Origin of the sequence: Lujinxingia litoralis, from assembly GCF_003260125.1 — a bacterium.
In the GTDB taxonomy this organism is placed as follows: Bacteria; Myxococcota_A; Bradymonadia; order Bradymonadales; family Bradymonadaceae; genus Lujinxingia; species Lujinxingia litoralis.
Map to the genome: position 1 here is coordinate 169,826 of NZ_QHKO01000003.1, position 17,902 is coordinate 187,727.

Below are 17,902 nucleotides of genomic sequence, written 5' to 3' on the forward strand. Positions count from 1 at the left end.
GTAAACCTCGTTGAAGTGGGTCGGGGGCTCAGTAAAAAAGCATCTCGGAGCTGGAGAGCAGCGCGAAGCAGGAGGGGCGGGCGAACTCGGCGGCCCGACACAGGGCGCGCTCACAGGTGTCGCCGTGGGTGGTGGCCATGGCGCGTTCGTCGTCGGTCATCGGTCGGCCGTAGAAGCGCTCGATTTGATGCTCCAGGATCGACTGGGCCAGGGCCGGGGTGACCGCGGCGTCGGGGTGGACGTCCGGGGGCAGGAGACCTTCGATCGCGGCGCCGTCTCCCCGGGCTCCGGCCGGGTCGCAGACCTGGTTGACGAAGTTGAGCTGGGTGGCGGTGGTCAGAATGCTCACGATTTTAAAGCGTCCACCGACCTCATTGGCCGGGCAGCCGCCCAGGTTGCGGGCCAGGTCGCTGTAGTCGCGGCGGACGTCTTCGCCATCGTCGCGCATCTCCCAGTCGGAGCTCTCCAGGAGTGCGATGGCGCTGATGGAGTCGGCGTTGAGCAGGTCGCGGGGGTCGCTGATGCGGTGATCGCAGCGGGAGAGGTCGTAATCCAGGGTGTGCTTGATGGAGTCGAGCCAGACCTCGGCGTCGACCTGCTTGAGAGGGCCGAAGGTCCAGCGGTGGTCGGTGTCGGTGAGTCCGCGGGCGGTCTGCAGGTAGGCCACCGAGGTGAGGATGGCGTGGTGCACCGCGCGGATGTCTCCGTTGTAGCGCAGTAGATGCCGGACCAGCGCCTGGCGCACTTCCGGGACCATGGTGCCAAGGTCGTAGCCCAGGTAGCGCTGGATCACCTGATCGACGGCTGTCTCCCAGAAGGCCTGCTGGCGGGCCAGCAGGCGGCCGGGGATCTGGAGTTTTTCCCACTCATCGGCGCGTAGCAGACCGCTCCACATCTGACCGTCTTCGCCGTCGGCGCGGACATCCGGGCTGAGGATGAGTTCGTTGTAGCCGTAGAGGATGCTGGTGCATTCTCCGCGGCTGTTCGGATCGATCTGCCCCTCATCGTCGACACAGCGGTAACGGATGTAGGCGTCGCTCAGGCGCATGCCCAGGGTGGGATGGTCGTAGTAGCCGTTGGTCCACAGGGCGTAGAGGCGCGCCAGGTCGCTGCGCTCGCTGCCCAGGGGCGGGCGGCCCATAAAGAGGTGGAAGAGGGCCTCGGCGCGGTCGCCGGCGGTGTCGTGACGGCGAGTGAGCACGGGGTGCGCGCTGGCGATGGCGGCGAAGTGATCGTAGGCGACCTGGCCGCGGTAGAGTTTGCCGACCAGCGCATCCATATCGTAGATGCGTTCAATGCTCAGGGCGCGGGTGTTGTAGAGGAACTTATCGGCCCACCAGCGCTGGTTGCCCTCGACAAAAGCCTCGGAGTCCAGGAGCGCGTTGACGACCTCATCCCAGCTTTTTCCGGCGCAGCTTCGGTTGACCTCGCCGCGGGTCGGGAAGCGACCGACGACATCGACGAAGAGTCTGCGACAGGCCTCGTTGGCGTAGATGGGTTGAGGTTCCAGGCCCACGCCCCACAGGCTGGTGCAGAGCCCCTGGTGGACGGGGTTCTCCAGGTTCTGGGCGTCGCAAAACGTTAAGCATTCGGCGCCACAGTCGGGCACTGCGCTGCCCTGGGGGGGCTCCACCGGGAGCGCGGCGGGCAAGGCGTCGGTGCCGCCGACGAACTCGCCAGTGCTGACCGCGCTGCCATCGCCGGCGGCCGAGCCGGGGCCGCGGGCCGGGTTGCGAGGGTCAAATTCACTCTCTGAGCAGGCAACAAGCGCCAGACTCAGCACCAGCGGCGTCAGCCAGGTGAACCAGCGTGGGCCGCGGCGGACAACAGTCGGGGAGGGGCTGCTCATGGCTCGTCCTGGGGTAGGAGGGCACCGGGATCGGGTCAGGGAGATCAGATGGGCTCAGAGTACTCGGGGAGGGTTCCCCCCGGGCAAATTGGCGGCGCTCTTCAGAGGCGGACTTCCAGAGCCAGGCCCACGCGGGTGCGCATGGTGCCGGCGGTCCATTTTTTTCGAAACGCGACGTCGTTGACGTTCTGCTCGGTGTTAAAGATCCAGATCGACTGCCACTGCACCCCGACATCGGCACGCAGGGCGAGTCGCTCATCAAAGCGATAGGTCGCCAGCACCTGGGGCGCCGCGCTCCAGCCCAGTCGGGGGAGCATGAAGGTGTTGACGTCTTGATCCTGAAGCTCGCGGATCTCCGCGCGAAGATCACCCCGGGGAAAGAGTCCTACCAGGCCCACCTGTGCTCCCAGGCCCAGGTCGATGCGCTCGGTGATGCCGATGTTCCACTCGGCGTGGGCCATCACCTCAAGCAGGGGGCCGAATTCGTAGACCTCAATGGGGTCTTCGGGCTGGCCATCCTCATCGAGCACGTTGGCGCGGTAGTTTCCGATGAAGTCGATGCCGCCGCCGATGCGGAAGTGCTCTTTAAAGGGGCGCAGGTAGAGGATGCGCGCGCTGAGGAAGTCGGCGTTTTCGTAGGCGAAGCTCTCGTCGCGCTCTTGAACGCTGATCTGCTGTTCGCCGGTGAGTTCGCCTTCTTCGCTGTAGGCGGTGCCGCCGAGGACCAGGCTGGACTGAGCAAGGGCAGGAGCGGCGGAGGTGAGGGTGAGCCCGGTCAGGGCGCACAGCGCGAGCAGGGGTGAGAGGTAGCGGGACATCGGCACCTTCATCGTCATCGGTCAGCGTCAGCGTCAGCGGGTTATGCGTAAGCAGGTGGGTAAGGAGTGAACGTTGTGTGAGCTTTCCTGTCAAGGTTGGGAGGCTTGCCGGGTCTGCTCGAAGACAAGCTCGCGGTAGCGGCTCAGATGCTCGACGAGCGCGAGGGCATCGTCGGTGTCGGAGGCGTCTCGGGGGTGAATGCGCGCGACGTGAAAGTCGAGTACCACATGAAGATCCGGTGGCGAGATGGCCGCGAGGATGTCATGGAGCGCTTGAGAGTCGTTGGCCCGGTAGACGGTCAACTCCAGGGTCGCGTCCTGGCGAGCGATCAGGGTGGCGTCGTAGCTCAGCCCCTCCAGGGTGACCGGGTCGCGGGCGTCGACCACTCGCCAACCTCCGGAGCGCGCGGCCAGTAAAATGCCGTCGGTGGTGAAGACCGAGGGGCGCGCGGTGGCGGGGGGCTGCGGTGCGGGAGCCGCGGCGGAGGGCTGCGGTGCGGGCTCTGTCAGCGTTCCGGGGCGCAGGAGGAGCGCGGCGGCAAGGGCGCCGGCGAGTGCCAGGACTCCCAGGGCCACTTTCATGCGGTGGCGACGTTGGGGGGGGCGTGGCGCCAGCGCTTCCTGGCGACCGGAGGAGGTGCGGTCGGAGGGGGCGCGGCGAGGGGCGGGGTTGGGAAGATCGAGCTCAAGCTCCTCCAGGTTCGGGCGGGGGTGCCCGCCGGAGGCAGCGCGATGCTGAGCGTGGGGGCCGGAGCGCGATGTGCGGGCCGGGCTGGGAGGAGGGGAGGTGCGCTGCTGGCGCGGCTGAGAGGCCCACAAAAAGTAGTTTTCGGATTGATCCGGGTCGAGCACGTTGGGGTCCATCACGGGGCCGCTGGTCCCGAGCCTGGACTCTTCTTCGCTGGTCGGATCGGGGAGAGCGTTGGAGGCTACGACCTCGCAGGCTTCCAACGCCCGGAGCATCTCACTGGCCGAGGCGTAGCGTTGCGCGGGGGCTTTGCTGACCGCGCGTTCGATTACCGCGGCCAGCGCGGGGCGCACCCGAAGGTGGGGAGGCAGGGTCCAGGCAGTGGTCGCCCGGGCCTCCAGAGCGCAATCGCGTAGCGTTGATGATTGAATCATCGGCTCGCCGACCAGCGCCTCATAGAAGAGCGCGCCCACGGCGAAGATGTCGGCGGCAAAGGTGAGTTCCTGGCCCTGAAGCTGCTCAGGCGGGGCGTAACGCGGGGTGCCAAGAAAGAGCTTGCGACCGTTGGGGCCAAGCTCCGGACCGGAGTCACCCATGATACGGGCGATTCCGAAGTCGAGCACTTTGACGACCTCTTCGCCCTTGAAGTTGGGGGCGAGCATGATGTTGGCGGGTTTTAAGTCGCGGTGGAGCATGTTGCGGTGGTGGGCCTCCTCCAGACTGCTCAGAATCTGGAGAAAGGTGGACACCGCCTGGTGTTCATCGAAGGGGCCCCGGTCGGCCAGAGCGCGTTTGAGCGTGACGCCGTCGATGTACTCCATCACCAGGTAGAGCACGCCGTTGTGATCGACGCCGTAGTCGTAGATCGTCACGGTGTTGGGATGGGTGAGTTGACTGACCAGCCGGGCTTCGCGCTCAAAGCGCTCAGCCCGGCGTCGGGCGCGCTCCGGATCCTGGTTGGCCGGGAGCGTGGGGTCGAAGACTTTGACGGCCACGCGCCGATCCATGCTCATGTGCACGCCGCGGTAGACGTTGCTAAAGCCGCCTCGCCCGATCAGCTCCTCCAGGCAGTACTTCCCCCCGATGATTTTGCCCTGCTCTAAGACGTCCCCGGCATCCATAGCGTCTCAAGGCTCCTGCCGCAGCATGCACCCGAACACGGCGTGAGGGCACCGCGCTTAAAGGGTGAGGCAGCGCGTGCCCGTGAACCTCTTCGGGGGCGGTTTTCGGCGTGGGTAGGTGGTTGCTCGCTCAACGCGCCTGAAGGTAACATAGGGGGGCGGAGGTTAGAATAGACGTGGATGTAAGGGTTCGTAATCTCGGGGGACTCTGGGTGGCGCTGCTGCTGAGCGGGCTCCTGGCGGGCTGCGCCAGCGTGGGCAGCGTCGCCGAGCCTGAAGCGCTTGGCGAGGCGTCGCCGGTGGTGCCGGAGGGCGGGAGCACGGATGCTCCGGGGCTCTGCGCCGAGGTGTCTGCGGCCTGCGCCGGCCTGGATCGCTACCTGTGGGATGGCACGCCGATCCCCGAAGTGCTCGATGAGGCGGTGGTGGTGCTTCAGGAGCGCTGCCAGGCCGGGGTGGGATCGGGGTGCACGGCGCTGGCCTCGTTGCGAGTGCTCGGCCGCGGGGTAGAACTCGATCTGGAGCGGGCGCGGACGCTTTACGTGCGCGCCTGTGAGCTGGGTGCGGGGCCGGGGTGTCTGGGGGCCGGCTGGATGCGCTTCCACGGCCAGGGTGCCCCGGCCACGCCGCAGCTGGCCGTGGCCGACTGGCGACGCGGATGCGACCTGGGAGACGCGCCGAGCTGTCGCCAGATCGCGGGGCTCTACCATTTTGGTAACGTGCTGGAGCCTTCGCCCGAGCTGGCGGTAACCTACTTTACGCGCGCCTGTGCCGGAGGCGATCCGCAGGGCTGCGAGGACCTGCTCACGCATTACAACCTTCGGCTCGCCGAGAGGGATGACGCAGAGGATGACTCGGTACGCGTGCTGCCCTTCTTAGAGGCGGGCTGCGACGGGGGGCATCCACTCTCCTGCGTGCTCGCCGGTGCATTTGCCGAGGAGGGGCGCGGACGCGGCGTCGACGCCGGACGTGCCGCGGCGCTCTACCGTCGGGGCTGTGAGGAGGGCGAGCAGTACGGCTGCACGCTGCTCGGAATGCTCTATGAGCGCGGTGCCGGCGTGAGTGAAAACCATCGTCGCGCGGCCGAGTACTATGTCAAAGCCTGCGAGGAGGGGAACGCCCAGGGATGTGTCAGTCTGGGCGTGGTGCGACTTCGGGGGCGGGGCATCGCCGGCGATCCGGAGCTGGCCAGAGAGGCCTTTGAGACGGCCTGTGAGATGGGCAATAGCCGGGGGTGTTATAACCTGGGCGTGATGCTGCGTGATGGGCGCAGCGGGGAGCCCGAGGAGGCACAGGCCGCGGTGCGCTTCTGGATCGGGTGCGAACTGGGCAACGGGCAGGCCTGTGATGCGCTGGCGCTCTTATACGATGAGGGGCGTGGTGTGCCTGAAGATAAGGCGTTGGCCGAGGCGCTGCATCAGCGGGCCTGTGAGGCCGGCTGGGCCAAGGGCTGCTACAACGTGGCGGTGAGCTTTGAGATGGCCGGTGAAGAGCGGGCCGGGAGTCCGGAGGCCCTGGAGGCGTATCGGCGTGGCTGCCAGGGGGGCTTCGGGCGCTCCTGCTGGCACCTGGGGCACCGGCTCTACGCCGAGGCGAGCGAGAGTGCCGAGGTCGTGGAAGCGCTGGAGGCCTTTGAGCGCGGCTGCCGGCTGGAGCCGGGGCGCGCGTGCAGTCGCGCAGCAGCCATTCTCATGGACGATGTTCGAGTGCCCCGCAGCCCCCAGCGTGCGCGTCGGGTGATGGCCTCGGGGTGTGAGGCCGATGATGCGGAGAGCTGTCTGCGACTGGGGCACCTTTACGAGATTGGGGAGGTGGTCCGCGAAGATCGCCAACGGGCCCGGGTGCTCTACGCCCGGGCTTGCGGTCTGGGGGAGGCTCATGGTTGCAGCCGACGAGGCGCGATGTTGCTGGACGATCCCCGGCGTCGCGACGATGGTCGCCGCCTGCTTGAGCAGGGCTGTGCGCGGGGCGACGACTGGGCCTGTGAGCGTCTGGAGGGCGCTCGCGACTAGCGTGTGCGGCGGTACACCAGGAGATCGTTGTTGGCGGGCAGGCGTCGGGTGATCACGCGTTCAAAGCCCCGGGCCCGGGCGCAGGCATCGATCTTCTCGAGCTCGCGGATCCCGCTACGGAGGTCGCGTTCGCGCAGCCATTGATCAAAGCGTTGATTGCTCGGTTCGAGCGGGCGTTGGGGGTGGATGTAGGGGCCGTAGAGGATCACCTGTCCGTCGTCTCGTAGAGCAGTGTCGGCGTGGGCAAAGAGGCGAGCCGTGGCCTCCCAGGGCGCGATGTGGATGACGTTGATGGCCAGGAGTGCATCGGCCTCATCGACGGGGGGCTCCAGATCAAAGAGATCGAAGGTGCGTACGGGCTCAACGTTGGGGAGCGCGGCCTCGTTGCGCCAGGCTTCGATGCCCGGGTGATGTTCGGGGCGGTCCGAGGGCATCCAGGTCAGGTGGGGGAGCGCGCGGCCGAAGAACACGGCGTGCTGACCGGTGCCGCTGCCGATCTCCCAGACGCGGGAGGCGTCCCGCAGGAGGTCGCGAAGTTCGTGGAGGATCGGTTCCTGGTTGCGCAGGCAGGAGGGCGAGTGGGGCTTGTCGTGGGGCATGGCATCGCTCGGCGTGGGGCTTCTATTGGGGGCGAGGGGGCTTAACTTTGCCGCACCCTGGGAAGGCTCCGGGATGTGCGGCGTTGTGCTTTGCTCACCGGGCCTTATTCAAATGCACCCGGAGCCAACATGCCAGTTGAAACCCCTTCGGACGCCAGCGAAGTTCCTCTTGTAGCCAGTGACATTCTCTCCCCCGTCGGCCGCCGGGAAGGGAGCGCGCGCCCCTGTGTGGTGATCGTGGGCGGCGGGTTCGGTGGTCTCAATGTCGCCCGAGCGCTCAAGCGGGCGCCGGTCGATGTGGTGTTGATCGATCGCCATAACCATCACCTTTTTCAGCCTCTGCTCTACCAGGTGGCCACCGCCGGGCTCTCGGCCGACGACATCGCCTCCCCGATCCGCGAGGTGGTCCGCGGACAGGAGAACGTGCAGGTGCTGCTGGGAGAGGTGTTGGCCATCGATCGGGAGCGTCAGGTGGTGAGCTATGACGGTGGTGAGGTCCGCTATGACTTTGTGGTGGTGGCCACCGGGATGCAGACCAACTATTTCGGCAATGAGGGGTGGGCGGACCAGGCCACCGGGCTCAAGACCCTGCGCGACGCGTTGACCTGCCGCCGCCAGATTCTCAAGGTGTTTGAGCAGGCCGAGCGCGAGGGCCCGGGCTCTGAGGGGCGGGGGTTGCTGACCTTTGTGGTGGTGGGGGCCGGCGCCACCGGCGTGGAGATGGCCGGGGCGATTAAGGAGATCGCCTATCAGGTGATGGTCAAAGATTTTCGGCGGATCGATCCCAAGCGCGCCCGGGTGATGCTTCTGGATGCCGGGTCACGGGTGCTGGCCGGATACGACGAGAGCCTCTCGGAGCGGGCCCTTCACGATCTGGAGAAGATGGGCGTGGAGGTTCGTCTGCACGCAAAAGTCGAGGAGATCGACGAGGAGGGTGTGACGGTCAATGGCGAGCGTATTCTCACCCGGACCGTTATCTGGGCTGCCGGCGTTAAGGCCTCGCCGCTGGTCCAGACCCTGGACGTGGAGCTCGACCGGATGGGGCGCGTCTCGATCGTGCCGGAGCTGCACATGCCCGAAGATCCGCGCGTGTACGTGATCGGCGATCTGGCTCGCCTGAAGACCGCCGATGGCGAGGTGTTGCCCGGACTGGCGCCGGTGGCGGTGCAGCAGGGGAAGCACGCGGCCCAAAATATCGTGCGGGCGGTCAAGGGGCAGGAACTCAAGCCCTTTGTGTATTGGGATCGAGGCAAAATGGCCACGATCGGGCGAGCCCGGGCGATTGCCGAGGTGGGAACTCTGAAGTTCGGCGGACTGATGGCCTGGCTGGCCTGGCTCTTTGTACACCTGCTTTTCTTAATCGGGTTTCGAAACCGTGTTTACGTGCTCATCGGATGGATTTTTGCCTATGTCGGGATGCGTCGAAGTGCTCGTCTGATTGTGGATCCCCCGCGTGAGCGCGCTATGTTCACAGAGGTGTGGGAGGGGAGTCGGGAGCGGGAAGTTCGGGCGGAGTAGGGCGCTAAAAGCGACAGCACTGAGGAGGGGATATGAAGATGCTACAAGATGTGGAGGTCGAAGTTGGGGGGGCGCTGGCACGAGGACGCGCGCTGGTGGTGATGTTAGATTTCGACGGGACGCTCGCTCCCATCACGGAGCATTACGATCAGGCTCGCGCGCTGCCGGGAGCGTTGGAGGCGGTGAGCGCGCTGGTAGAGGCGGGCGTTGAGGTTGCCATCATCAGCGGGCGATCGCTGCACGATGTGCGGGCGCGGCTGCCGGTGGTCGGGGTGAGTTACCTGGGAAGCCACGGGTTGGAGATGGCCTGGAAAGGGGGCGATGTGGAGGTGGTTCCCGGGGCCGAAGAGGCACGGTGGGCGCTACAACGTCTGGAGGAGCGCTGGGGACAGGAGTTTGGGGAGCTGGAGGGCGTGGTGTTGGAGCGCAAGCCTTTTGGGGTGGCGCTCCATTACCGGATGCTCGCGGAGGGGGAGGAGGGGCTGGTCGAGCGTGCGCGGGAGCTTGCCGAGACGGGCGACGGGTTGCGCTGCAAGGCGGGCAAAAAGGTGCTGGAGGCGGTGCCGGCGATCGACTGGCATAAGGGACGGGCGACGGATCTGGTGGTTCGCAGGGCGGAGTCTCGGGCTCCAGGGGGCGTGTATGCGATGTATGTGGGGGACGATGTCACTGACGAGGATGCCTTCGCGGTGCTTGATGGCGAGTCCTGCGGGGTGTTGGTGGCGCCCGAGGATCGCGCGAGCGCAGCGAGCGCGCGGGTGGACGGCCCGGAGCAGGTCCTTCGTTTGCTGGAGCGACTTGTCGCACTCGGAAGTCAGCAGCGATCTGCCGGGCTTTAGTGTCGAGCGGTGGAGCGTGTTCGAGGGGGGTATAAGGGAGGAGGATGAATGGCGAGGCCAGCGTGGGGCGACGCCGTGTGGCCAGGGGACGCTCGAAGGGGGCCTCTCATCATGCCGGCTTTGCGGGGGCGGGAAGCGCCTGGTGAGGCGTCTGGTCAGTCGAGGAAATCTTCCGTACAAGGCGGGATGAGAGCGCGCCGCGTCGTGTGAGCAGGCAGACGCAGTACCGGACGTTGTGCCTCAATGACGTGGGCGCTGGTCGACGCCGATCCGAGGTGCCCCGGCAGAGAGCTTCGCGGGTTATCGGAAGCGAAGTCGTCCATGGGGCGTGCTGCACCGTAGGAGGGGTGTGCGAGCGCTTTGAGGCTGGCGATGAAGCCGGGCCGACGGTTGGGCGAATTCATACGCGCCGCTCCGGGGGTTGCGTTGCCGGTGATGAAGGCCCTTTCAGACGCTCTGATGAGATGGCTAAGGCGTGGAGTGGGCTTGATGAAACATCGCCGTGGGCGCATGTTGAAGGCCGTAGATCGTGAAGACCTGCAGACGTGATGATTAAGGAGATACAATGCGAATTGGTGTGCTCACCGGTGGCGGAGACTGCCCCGGACTCAATGCGGTGATTCGAGCGGTGACCAAGAGCCTGTTGCTCAAATGCGACGCTACGGTGATCGGGTTTGAAGAGGGGTTTCTGGGGATGATCGAGGGGCGCAGCCGCGAACTCGATCTGGTGGCGCTCAAAGGGATTCTGGCGCGTGGCGGTACGATTCTGGGCACGCATAATAAAGCCAACCCCTTCAATCACTACCTGGCCGGTGGGGCCGATGTGAGCGACCAGCTCGTGGAGAACTATCACCGTCTCAAGCTCGACGGCGTGGTGGTCATCGGCGGCGACGGCACCATGAGCATCGCGCATCGACTCAGCGAGAAGGGCGTGAAGTGTGTGGGTGTGCCCAAGACCATCGACAACGATCTGATGCATACCGACCGGACCTTCGGGTTTGATACAGCGGTGGCCGTGGCCACCGAAGCCGTCGATCGCCTGCAGACCACTGGCGAGAGCCATAGTCGGGTGATGATTCTGGAGACGATGGGGCGTTACGCCGGATGGCTGGCGCTGCACAGCGGACTGGCCGGCGGGGCGGATGTAATCCTGGTGCCGGAGCTTCCCTTTGATGTGGAGGAGGTTGCCCGGGTGTGCCGCAAGCGTAAGAAACGCCAGCGATTTACGATGATCGTGGTCGCCGAAGGAGCCACCATGCTCGATGGCGAGCAGGTGGTGCGGGAGCGAATTGATGATAGCCCGGATCCCATTCGACTGGGGGGAGTCGGGAACCTCCTGGCCGAGAAGCTCAAGCCGCTGGTCGACAGCGAAATCCGGACCACGATTTTGGGGCATATTCAGCGTGGCGGCACGCCCACAGCGTTTGATCGGGTGTTGTCGACGGCGTTCGGGGCGCACGCGGCCTCGCTGGTGGCCGGTGGACGCTGGGGACGGATGGTGGCGCTGCAGAATGGACAGATGACCAGCGTGGAGATTGCCGAGGTCGCCGACCAGACGCGGTTGGTGCCGGTGGATTCGCTGTTGGTCCATGCGGCTGCGGCGGTGGGCACCTCCTTTGGCCGGGCGGATTTTGAGGTGGATTTAAGCCGAATGCCTCAGAATCGCGTGATCTGAGGGCTTGTGAGGCTGGCCGCGAAACGGTGGCGGGGCTGTTCGGTTGGCCGGGATGGACAAAGGGCGGGCGCCGCAAAGGCGGCGTCCGCATGCGGTGCCGAGGCTGGTGACGATGGTGATGATCCTGCTCTTTCTCGTTGTGGTTTCGGTGCTCTGGCTGGGGGCACACTACTATGTGTGGCGTCGGCTACACGGTCCGCTTGCGGAGGCGAGTCGTCTGCGGGTGTGGGTCACGGTGGCGGTGGTGGGGCACCTGGCGCTGAGCATGGTCACGATGGGGCTTCGCTCGATGCCTCGGGTAGAGCCGCTCTACTCGATCATGCACTGGGCAACTTATGTGGGGGTGGGGTTCTTTTCGCTGCTGCTGATTTTGATGCTGCTCAAAGATCTGGGCTACTGGATCTCGACGCGCTTCGGTCGTGTGCCGGCGGTGCCGGAGCCTGGTGAGGCGTCTTCCGGGGAGGCGGTGGCGGCTGACCCTTCAAGGCGGCTCTTTATGAGCAATGCGCTTAATGCCTCGGTGGTGGGTGGCGCGGCGCTGGCTTCCAAGTGGGGCATGTATCAGGCGCTGCGTGTGCCGGATGTGGTCGAGGTGGGGGTGCCTTTGGCGCATCTTCCCGAGACGTTGGAGGGGTTTCGCATCGTGCAGATCTCCGACGTTCATGTCGGGCCCACGGTGCGGCGAGGCCATGTGCAGGCGATCGTCGAGCGGGTGATGGCGCTAAAGCCCGACGTGATTGTCATCACCGGCGACCTGATCGAGGGGATGGTCGAGCATATCTGGCAGGATGTGGAGCCGATCTTCGATCTGCGCGCGCCGCACGGCGTGTACTACTGCACGGGGAATCACGAGTACTACTGGGACGCGCCCGGGTGGTGTGAAGCGCTGGCGGCCAGGGGGATTCGGGTGCTCAACAATGCTCATGACCTGATTGACCATCAGGGGGGGCGAGTGCTGATGGCCGGTTGTACCGACTACTCAGCGGCGCGGCATCGTCCGGAGGACGCTTCCGATCCGGAGGCGGCCAAAGCCGGGGCCCCGGAGCATGATGTGAGTGTGTTGCTCGCGCATCAGCCCAAGAGCATTCATCAGGCCGCCCGTGCCGGGTTTGATCTGCAACTCTCCGGGCATACGCACGGAGGGCAGATGTGGCCCTGGAATCTCATCATCGGCTGGTTTCACCCCTACGCGATCGGTCTGGCACGGGAGGAGAAGACCTGGATCTATGTCAGCCGTGGTACCTGCTACTGGGGGCCGCCGATGCGCATCGGGGCTCCGGCCGAGATCACGCAGATCGAGCTTTTGGCCGGAGGCCCCGAGCGGGCCTATCGCCGCCGGGTGGGGGCGCCTCAGTCCTGAGGGCGCAGCCGTGCCGGGTCGATATGGTAGGTGATGTTGCAATAGTCGCAGGCGATCTCCAGGGGCTCCGGCGAGCTGGCGAGTTCAGCGATTTCGGCGGGGCTTAAGGTGGCCAGGGCGCTCAGGATGCGCTCCTCACCACAGTTGCATCCGAAGCGGAACTGATCCTCTCCGAGGATGCGGTAGGGCACCTCGCCGTAGATCTCTTTGATGATGCTTTCGCTCTCGAAGCTGCCGTCGACAAAGATCTGCTGCGTGCCGGTCTTCTCCAGGTGCTCGGTCACCGTGGCCAGCGTCTCCACGTGGGCGTCGGGGAGGAGCTGTACCAGGTAGCCTCCGGCGTAGCTGAGCTCTCCGGCATCATCAAAGAGGGTGCGCAGGCCGACCACCGAGTGGATCTGTTCGCTCTGCTTGAGGTAGCCGGCGATCGACTCGCTCAGGCCGTAGCCCTCCAGGGTTTCGACCACGCCCTGGTGGAGCTTTCCGGTGTAGGTATCGCGGTGCACGCTCAGCAGAGTCGGGGGCCCCAGGGGAATGGTGGCCTCATGCGACTGCTGCACCAGCGCTCGGGTCACACCGTCGGGGTGACTGTCGGCGACGATGGAGCCGTGGTCGGGATGCTTGAGCACGGTCTGCAGGCGGTAGTCCGGGCTCATGGCCAGACGCAGCAGCACGGTGGCGGTGGCCTGCTCGGCCAGGCGGCTGGCGACCTCGGAGCCGGCGGCCTGCTGCGCGTTGAGGATCGCGCGAGCGGTGGCGGTGGCGTTGAGGGCGATCACGCGAAGGCTTCCATCTTCGCTCATCGCGCGCAGTCCCAGATCGTGAGAGAGGGTCGGGTCGGTGAGGCTCATGAGGTCTTCCTTTGAGGATCAGGTCGAGGCGCGTGCGCTCGTCCGGGGTGGTCCTGGTTCAAGTCGTGTGGGTTTGGATTTAGCCGGGCCATCACATGGCGCATGGTGGGCTCGACTGCAAGGAGCGTTTACGCGTGAGGCAGGAACAACATTCCAGAGCAAGGGGACGACTCCCGGGGTGGGGCTCCGGGAAGCCGGATCTCCAGGTCCTCGAAATGCTGACCCTTGGTCAGTGGAGAAGCTGACCCTCGGTCAGTCGAAGGTGTTGAAATCTAAGGTGGAAATTCTGATCGAGGGTCAGTCGGTAGGCCGACCCTCGGTCAGTCGAAGGTGTTGAAATCTAAGGTGGAAATTCTGACCGAGGGTTAGTCGGTAGGCCGACCCTCGGTCAGACGAAGGTATTGAAATCTAAGGTGGAAATTCTGCCCGAGGGTCAGTCGGGAGGCCGACCCTCGGTCAGACGAAGGTGTTGAAGTCTAAGGTGGAAATTCTGACCGAGGGTCAGTCGGGGAAGGCTGACCCTCGGTCAGTCGAAGGTGTTGAAATCTAAGGCGGAAATTCTGCCCGAGGGTCAGTCGGGAAGCTGCCCCTCGGTCCGACGAGAAGCCGACCCTCGGTCAGACGAAGGTATTGAAATCTAAGGGGGAAATTCTGCCCGAGGGTCAGCGAAGTGGGACGTGCTCAGCTGCGACGGTAGAGCGTGACGACGGCGGCGCCACCGAGTCCCAGGTTGTGCTGCAGCGCGATTTCGGCGCCGTCAACCTGGCGGCGTTCGGCCTGACCGCGCAGCTGCCAGGTTAGCTCGGCGCATTGGGCGAGGCCTGTGGCGCCCAGAGGATGTCCCTTGGAGATTAGTCCGCCGGAGGGGTTGACTACCCACTTCCCACCGTAGGTTACCTGTCCCTCGTCGATCAGTCGGCCGGCCTGACCGAGGTCGCAGAGGCCGAGAGCTTCGTAGGTGATGAGTTCGTTGGTGGAGAAGCAGTCGTGCAGCTCGATCACGTCGACGTCTTCGGGGGTGATGCCGGCACTCTGGTAGACCTGACGGGCGGCCTTCTGGCTCATCTCAAAGCCCACCAGATCGATGGCGCTTTTGCCAAAGGAGCTCGGCATGTCGGTGGTCATGCTCATCGCGGCGATTTCGATGGCCTGGTCCTGCAGGCCCAGCTCGCGCACCTTGGCCTCGCTCATCAGCACCGCGGCGGCCGAGCCGTCGGAGGTCGGGCAGCACTGCAGCATGGTCAGGGGATGGTGGACCGGGCGCGACTCCAGGATTTGTTCGAGGGTGTACTCATCCTGAAATTGGCTGCGGGGGTTGTTGGTGGAGTGCAGGTGGTTCTTGTGGGCGATCTTTGCAAAGTGCTCGGCCGTGGTGCCGTAGCGTTCCATATGTTCGAGGCCGGCGTTGCCAAAGATCTGTGGGGCGGCCGGGGCGCGGGCAAATCCCCGTTGCGAAGCCATCGTCTCGAAGTGGCGTCCCAGGGGGTTGGCGCGATCTTCCTGTCCGTCGGTCTTGAGGGAGCCGCGCTGCATTTTCTCAAATCCCAGGGCCAGAGCGGTGTCGATGATGCCTCCGGCGATGAGCTGGCGGGCCATAAAAAGTGCGGTCGAGCCGGTGGAGCAGTTGTTGTTGACGTTATAGATCGGCACGCCGGTCAGGCCGAGTTCGTAGGCGGCGCGTTGACCGCTGGTGGAGTCGCCGTAGACGTAGCCACAGAAGACCTGTTCGATCGCGCTGTAGTCGATGCCGGCGTCTTCCAGGGCCTGCGTACCGGCTTCTTTGACCATATCGGGGTAGTCCCAGTCTCGCCGACCGGGTTTTTCGAATGGGGTCATACCGACGCCAACGACATAGACTTTTTGGCTCATCTGAAGCTCCTTTAAGTGGGGAAGATGATGAAACAGGGAAGAGGCCGGATCTGCTGCTAGGAGGCGTGTTCTTCGGCCGGCACGGCGCGGCTCTCTTTGGCCTCGGTGGTGAGCATGTCCGAGGGCAGGGCGTAGTCGGCGTCGGCATCAAAGAGGTGGCCGAAGCGCGCGATCAGATACTCAAACTTGATATTTTCAAAGGTGTCGATGAGCTGGCGTCGTTCCAGGTCCAGGGTGTCGAGCAGGTTTTTACGTGTCCGGAAGAGGGTGCGCGAGAGGATGCGGTCGCGGTAGGCGAGGATCTTTCGCCACCAGCTCAAAAAGAAGAAGGCGCTCAGGGGCAGGCTCAGGGCGAAGAGGGCCATGGCCCAGAGCGGAGGTCGGACGTTGTGCCAGAGGTACCAGCACTGCAGCCCGTAGAAGAGCGGGAACATGTAGAAGCTGTTGATCAGTACAATGAAGGCGCGTTTGGCCTCTTCGGGGTGGTGGCTGACGATGGCGCGCATCAGCAGGTAGGGCACCAGGCTGGTGAGCATGCCGTAGATGGCCAGCGGTCCCAGGCCCAGTGCGTAGGCGGTGAGCTTGAGGGCTTCACGACGGCTGCTGAGGTTGCCGGGGCTGTGTTCGTGGAGGATGTCGTGGCGCAGGCGGACCTGGCGCAGGTGATCCTTGTAGCGACGGATGTCCATGCGCACCCGGGCGACCATCGCCGGGTTGCGCTCTTCGTAGAAGTCGACGGCGTCGGCGATGGCCTGCTCAATGGTGAAGCGATCGTCGAGATCGGGGCGCGGGCCGTCGGCGGCGCGGATGCGGTCGAAGAGGCGGTGCGTCAGGGGGCGGAGGTCGATGCTGTGGTCGCCCATAAACTCCGAGAGGAGCTCGTTGCCGTAGATGCGATGGATATCGATGACGAGCTGTCGGTTGCGGTCATCGTGGATGTGGGTGGCGACGTCGCGCAGGCTCTGAAGGATCACCTGGGTCAGGTCGTAGACGGCCTGGCGGGGATTGGCGCGGTACTGGTCGGCGAAGTCGCGCACTTCGATGGGGCGTCCGTAACGAATGAGCACGCTGGAGAGAAAGCGATCGCGTTCGGCGAAGTTCAGTCCGACGGGTTGAATCTGGATGCCGAGTTGGAAGTCATTGCGGGCTTCGGCTTCCAGGGCCAGGCGAGCGGTGCCGGTTTTGATCTCCCGGACATGGCGGTCGGGGGAGTTGGTGCCCTCGGGGAACATACCGATGCAGCCGCCGGCCTCCAGGAGTTCGAAGGCGCGGTAGAAGCTGTTGCGATTGCGTTCGGGTTGGTTGGAGACTTCGTGGGCCCGGTAGATCGGGATGACACCGACCCCGTTGAGGACCGCCCGGACCACCGGATGCTCGAAGACACCGCTTCGCGCCATGTAGTTGATGCGAAAGGGGCTCTCCGTGCTCAGGAGTACCGTGTCCATGATGGAATTCGGGTGGTTTGCCGCGAGAATCATCGGTTGATTCTCGGGGATGTTCTCCAGCCCGACGACCTGGATGTCGTAGAAGTAGAGGCGCACGGTCCAGTGCGCCAGAAAGCGTACCCCCCGGTAGAAAGGGGGCATGGCGGTGGCATGTTTGGAGAGTTCAGCCACGGTCTGGGACTCCTGAAGGGTTAGGCTCCGGGAGACTCAGCGCGCTCGGCGACGGTGTGGGCGTCGACGATCGACCAGATCGAGACGATCCAGCCCATCCAAAAAAGCCACAACATCGCGCTGGTCGCCAACATCAGCCCACCTTTGAGCGGCTCGCCGTTATAGACCTGACCCAGGCCGGTGCAAAGAAAACTGAGGAGTCCCGCGGTAAAAGGCTTTCGGGAGGGGGCCTTATAGGGCGTGGGCAGGTTTGGGCGGTGGCGTACCATCTCGGTGGAGGGAGCCGGATAGGGCGCGGGCTGCCGGGAGTTGGCGGGCTGCCGGGAGGGGGCAGGCTGGCTGTGGGGGCGTGGCGAGGCGCCCGGGTGTGAGGCTGGCGCCAGGGGCGCGGCGGTGGCAAAGCGCGCACGAGTCGGCCCGACTGAGCCATCGGTGCCATCAGGCCCGGAAGGAGCGTGGGGCGGCCGGTGGTGGGGCGCGGCGGCGCGCGCCTGCGGCCAGGGGGACTGTGGGGCGGCGCGGCGATGCGCGGCGCGGGAGGCGACCGGCGCGTGTGTGGCGGTCTGAGGTTCGGACCAGGCTGTGGCCGCCTGGTGGTGCGTTGCGACCGTCGCGTGGGAGGCGACCGCCGGCGGAAGAGGTTCGGGAGGAAGCGTGCCCGGAGGCAGACGGTAAGCGAAGTCGGCGTCGGAGGAGAAGTCCAGCGCGAGCAGATCGTCTCGAACCATGTCGTCGAGAAGAGCCTCGGCCTCGCGCACCGGCACGCCCATGCGATAGGCGAGCGCGGGAGGAGAGAGCGTGGTCAGGCCCTCTTCAAAGAAGATGGCAAGTACGGCTTGGTGGCGACTGGACATCGTAAAGTAAAGCTCCGCGACGAGGGTGGGGGGATCGGCGCCCGGTGGCGCAGTGCAACAAGGCGCCAGTGCGGGCGGGCATTCCCCATCGTGGGCCTATCGTAGCCTGTGGGGACAAGGCTTGTAAATGTGGCGGGCAGCGGCACCGGGCGGGTTGTAAGGGGGGGACGGCTGTTTACGTTTAGTTGCGAGTACGATCCCCGGAAGATGGGAGCGAGGTCCGGGGGGGGGGC

General features: G+C 65.2%; 14 protein-coding genes. 5 read left to right on the forward strand and 9 right to left on the reverse strand.

Going from position 1 to position 17,902, the window contains the following annotated elements:
• Nucleotides 1-28 precede the first annotated feature (28 nt).
• The 3 genes from DL240_RS08110 to DL240_RS08120 all read right to left on the reverse strand — a co-directional run bounded on the left by DL240_RS08110 (nt 29) and on the right by DL240_RS08120 (nt 4,476).
• Nucleotides 29-1,849, reverse strand: a complete 1,821-nt coding sequence (locus DL240_RS08110; RefSeq protein ID WP_199589769.1) for a hypothetical protein — start codon at nt 1,847-1,849, stop codon at nt 29-31.
• A gap of 101 nt (nt 1,850-1,950) precedes the next feature.
• Nucleotides 1,951-2,685: a hypothetical protein gene (locus DL240_RS08115; protein WP_146618180.1), complete on the reverse strand. Its 735-nt coding sequence runs from the start codon at nt 2,683-2,685 to the stop codon at nt 1,951-1,953.
• A gap of 72 nt (nt 2,686-2,757) precedes the next feature.
• Entirely contained in the window at nt 2,758-4,476 is a 1,719-nt protein-coding gene (locus tag DL240_RS08120; RefSeq protein ID WP_111729379.1) for a serine/threonine-protein kinase, read from the reverse strand.
• A 212-nt stretch (nt 4,477-4,688) separates the two neighbouring features.
• Here DL240_RS08120 and DL240_RS08125 point away from each other — a divergent pair, with 212 nt between their 5' ends.
• Nucleotides 4,689-6,488: an SEL1-like repeat protein gene (locus DL240_RS08125; RefSeq protein WP_146618181.1), complete on the forward strand. Its 1,800-nt coding sequence runs from the start codon at nt 4,689-4,691 to the stop codon at nt 6,486-6,488.
• On the opposite strand, the gene DL240_RS08130 is transcribed toward DL240_RS08125, so the two are convergent.
• Nucleotides 6,485-7,087: a DUF938 domain-containing protein gene (locus DL240_RS08130; RefSeq protein WP_111729381.1), complete on the reverse strand. Its 603-nt coding sequence runs from the start codon at nt 7,085-7,087 to the stop codon at nt 6,485-6,487. The two genes, DL240_RS08125 and DL240_RS08130, sit on opposite strands and share 4 nt — an antisense overlap.
• Nucleotides 7,088-7,216: 129 nt before the next feature.
• Here DL240_RS08130 and DL240_RS08135 point away from each other — a divergent pair, with 129 nt between their 5' ends.
• On the forward strand, nt 7,217-8,605 hold the full coding sequence (locus tag DL240_RS08135) for an NAD(P)/FAD-dependent oxidoreductase (RefSeq protein ID WP_111729382.1): 1,389 nt from the start codon (nt 7,217-7,219) through the stop codon (nt 8,603-8,605).
• 32 nt (nt 8,606-8,637) lie between these two features.
• Entirely contained in the window at nt 8,638-9,444 is an 807-nt protein-coding gene (gene otsB / locus DL240_RS08140; protein ID WP_111729383.1) for a trehalose-phosphatase, read from the forward strand.
• Nucleotides 9,445-9,599: 155 nt separating this feature from the next.
• On the opposite strand, the gene DL240_RS19600 is transcribed toward otsB, so the two are convergent.
• Complete coding sequence (locus DL240_RS19600) at nt 9,600-9,848, reverse strand: hypothetical protein (RefSeq protein WP_146618182.1); 249 nt, start codon at nt 9,846-9,848, stop codon at nt 9,600-9,602.
• Nucleotides 9,849-10,009: 161 nt separating this feature from the next.
• Between DL240_RS19600 and DL240_RS08145 the strand changes: the two genes are divergently transcribed.
• Nucleotides 10,010-11,119, forward strand: coding sequence for a 6-phosphofructokinase (locus DL240_RS08145; RefSeq protein WP_111729384.1), 1,110 nt, complete (start codon nt 10,010-10,012; stop codon nt 11,117-11,119).
• Between the two features lie 112 nt (nt 11,120-11,231).
• The gene (locus DL240_RS08150) at nt 11,232-12,479 is read left to right on the forward strand and encodes a metallophosphoesterase (RefSeq protein ID WP_158542439.1); all 1,248 of its coding nucleotides are present in this window, start codon (nt 11,232-11,234) and stop codon (nt 12,477-12,479) included.
• Here the strand turns inward: DL240_RS08150 and DL240_RS08155 are convergent.
• The 4 genes from DL240_RS08155 to DL240_RS08170 all read right to left on the reverse strand — a co-directional run bounded on the left by DL240_RS08155 (nt 12,470) and on the right by DL240_RS08170 (nt 17,669).
• A complete protein-coding gene (locus DL240_RS08155; RefSeq protein WP_111729386.1) occupies nt 12,470-13,330 on the reverse strand; it encodes an Hsp33 family molecular chaperone HslO in 861 nt (286 codons plus the stop codon). The genes DL240_RS08150 and DL240_RS08155 overlap by 10 nt on opposite strands.
• A gap of 681 nt (nt 13,331-14,011) precedes the next feature.
• Nucleotides 14,012-15,199 carry a lipid-transfer protein gene (locus DL240_RS08160; RefSeq protein WP_111729387.1) on the reverse strand — a complete coding sequence of 396 codons (1,188 nt, stop codon included), beginning with the start codon at nt 15,197-15,199 and terminating at the stop codon, nt 14,012-14,014.
• Nucleotides 15,200-15,255: 56 nt separating this feature from the next.
• A complete protein-coding gene (locus DL240_RS08165; RefSeq protein WP_111729388.1) occupies nt 15,256-16,815 on the reverse strand; it encodes a 1-acyl-sn-glycerol-3-phosphate acyltransferase in 1,560 nt (519 codons plus the stop codon).
• A gap of 20 nt (nt 16,816-16,835) precedes the next feature.
• The gene (locus DL240_RS08170) at nt 16,836-17,669 is read right to left on the reverse strand and encodes a hypothetical protein (RefSeq protein ID WP_111729389.1); all 834 of its coding nucleotides are present in this window, start codon (nt 17,667-17,669) and stop codon (nt 16,836-16,838) included.
• Nucleotides 17,670-17,902 lie beyond the last annotated feature (233 nt).

Coding starts and splice junctions, on each gene's coding strand:
- DL240_RS08110 (WP_199589769.1), bottom strand. CDS start 1,849: ATGAGCAGCCCCTCCCCGACTGTTGTCCGCCGCGGCCCACGCTGGTTC.
- DL240_RS08115 (WP_146618180.1), bottom strand. CDS start 2,685: ATGACGATGAAGGTGCCGATGTCCCGCTACCTCTCACCCCTGCTCGCG.
- DL240_RS08120 (WP_111729379.1), bottom strand. CDS start 4,476: ATGGATGCCGGGGACGTCTTAGAGCAGGGCAAAATCATCGGGGGGAAG.
- DL240_RS08130 (WP_111729381.1), bottom strand. CDS start 7,087: ATGCCCCACGACAAGCCCCACTCGCCCTCCTGCCTGCGCAACCAGGAA.
- DL240_RS08135 (WP_111729382.1), top strand. CDS start 7,217: ATGCCAGTTGAAACCCCTTCGGACGCCAGCGAAGTTCCTCTTGTAGCC.
- otsB (WP_111729383.1), top strand. CDS start 8,638: ATGAAGATGCTACAAGATGTGGAGGTCGAAGTTGGGGGGGCGCTGGCA.
- DL240_RS19600 (WP_146618182.1), bottom strand. CDS start 9,848: ATGAATTCGCCCAACCGTCGGCCCGGCTTCATCGCCAGCCTCAAAGCG.
- DL240_RS08145 (WP_111729384.1), top strand. CDS start 10,010: ATGCGAATTGGTGTGCTCACCGGTGGCGGAGACTGCCCCGGACTCAAT.
- DL240_RS08150 (WP_158542439.1), top strand. CDS start 11,232: ATGGTGATGATCCTGCTCTTTCTCGTTGTGGTTTCGGTGCTCTGGCTG.
- DL240_RS08155 (WP_111729386.1), bottom strand. CDS start 13,330: ATGAGCCTCACCGACCCGACCCTCTCTCACGATCTGGGACTGCGCGCG.
- DL240_RS08160 (WP_111729387.1), bottom strand. CDS start 15,199: ATGAGCCAAAAAGTCTATGTCGTTGGCGTCGGTATGACCCCATTCGAA.
- DL240_RS08170 (WP_111729389.1), bottom strand. CDS start 17,669: ATGTCCAGTCGCCACCAAGCCGTACTTGCCATCTTCTTTGAAGAGGGC.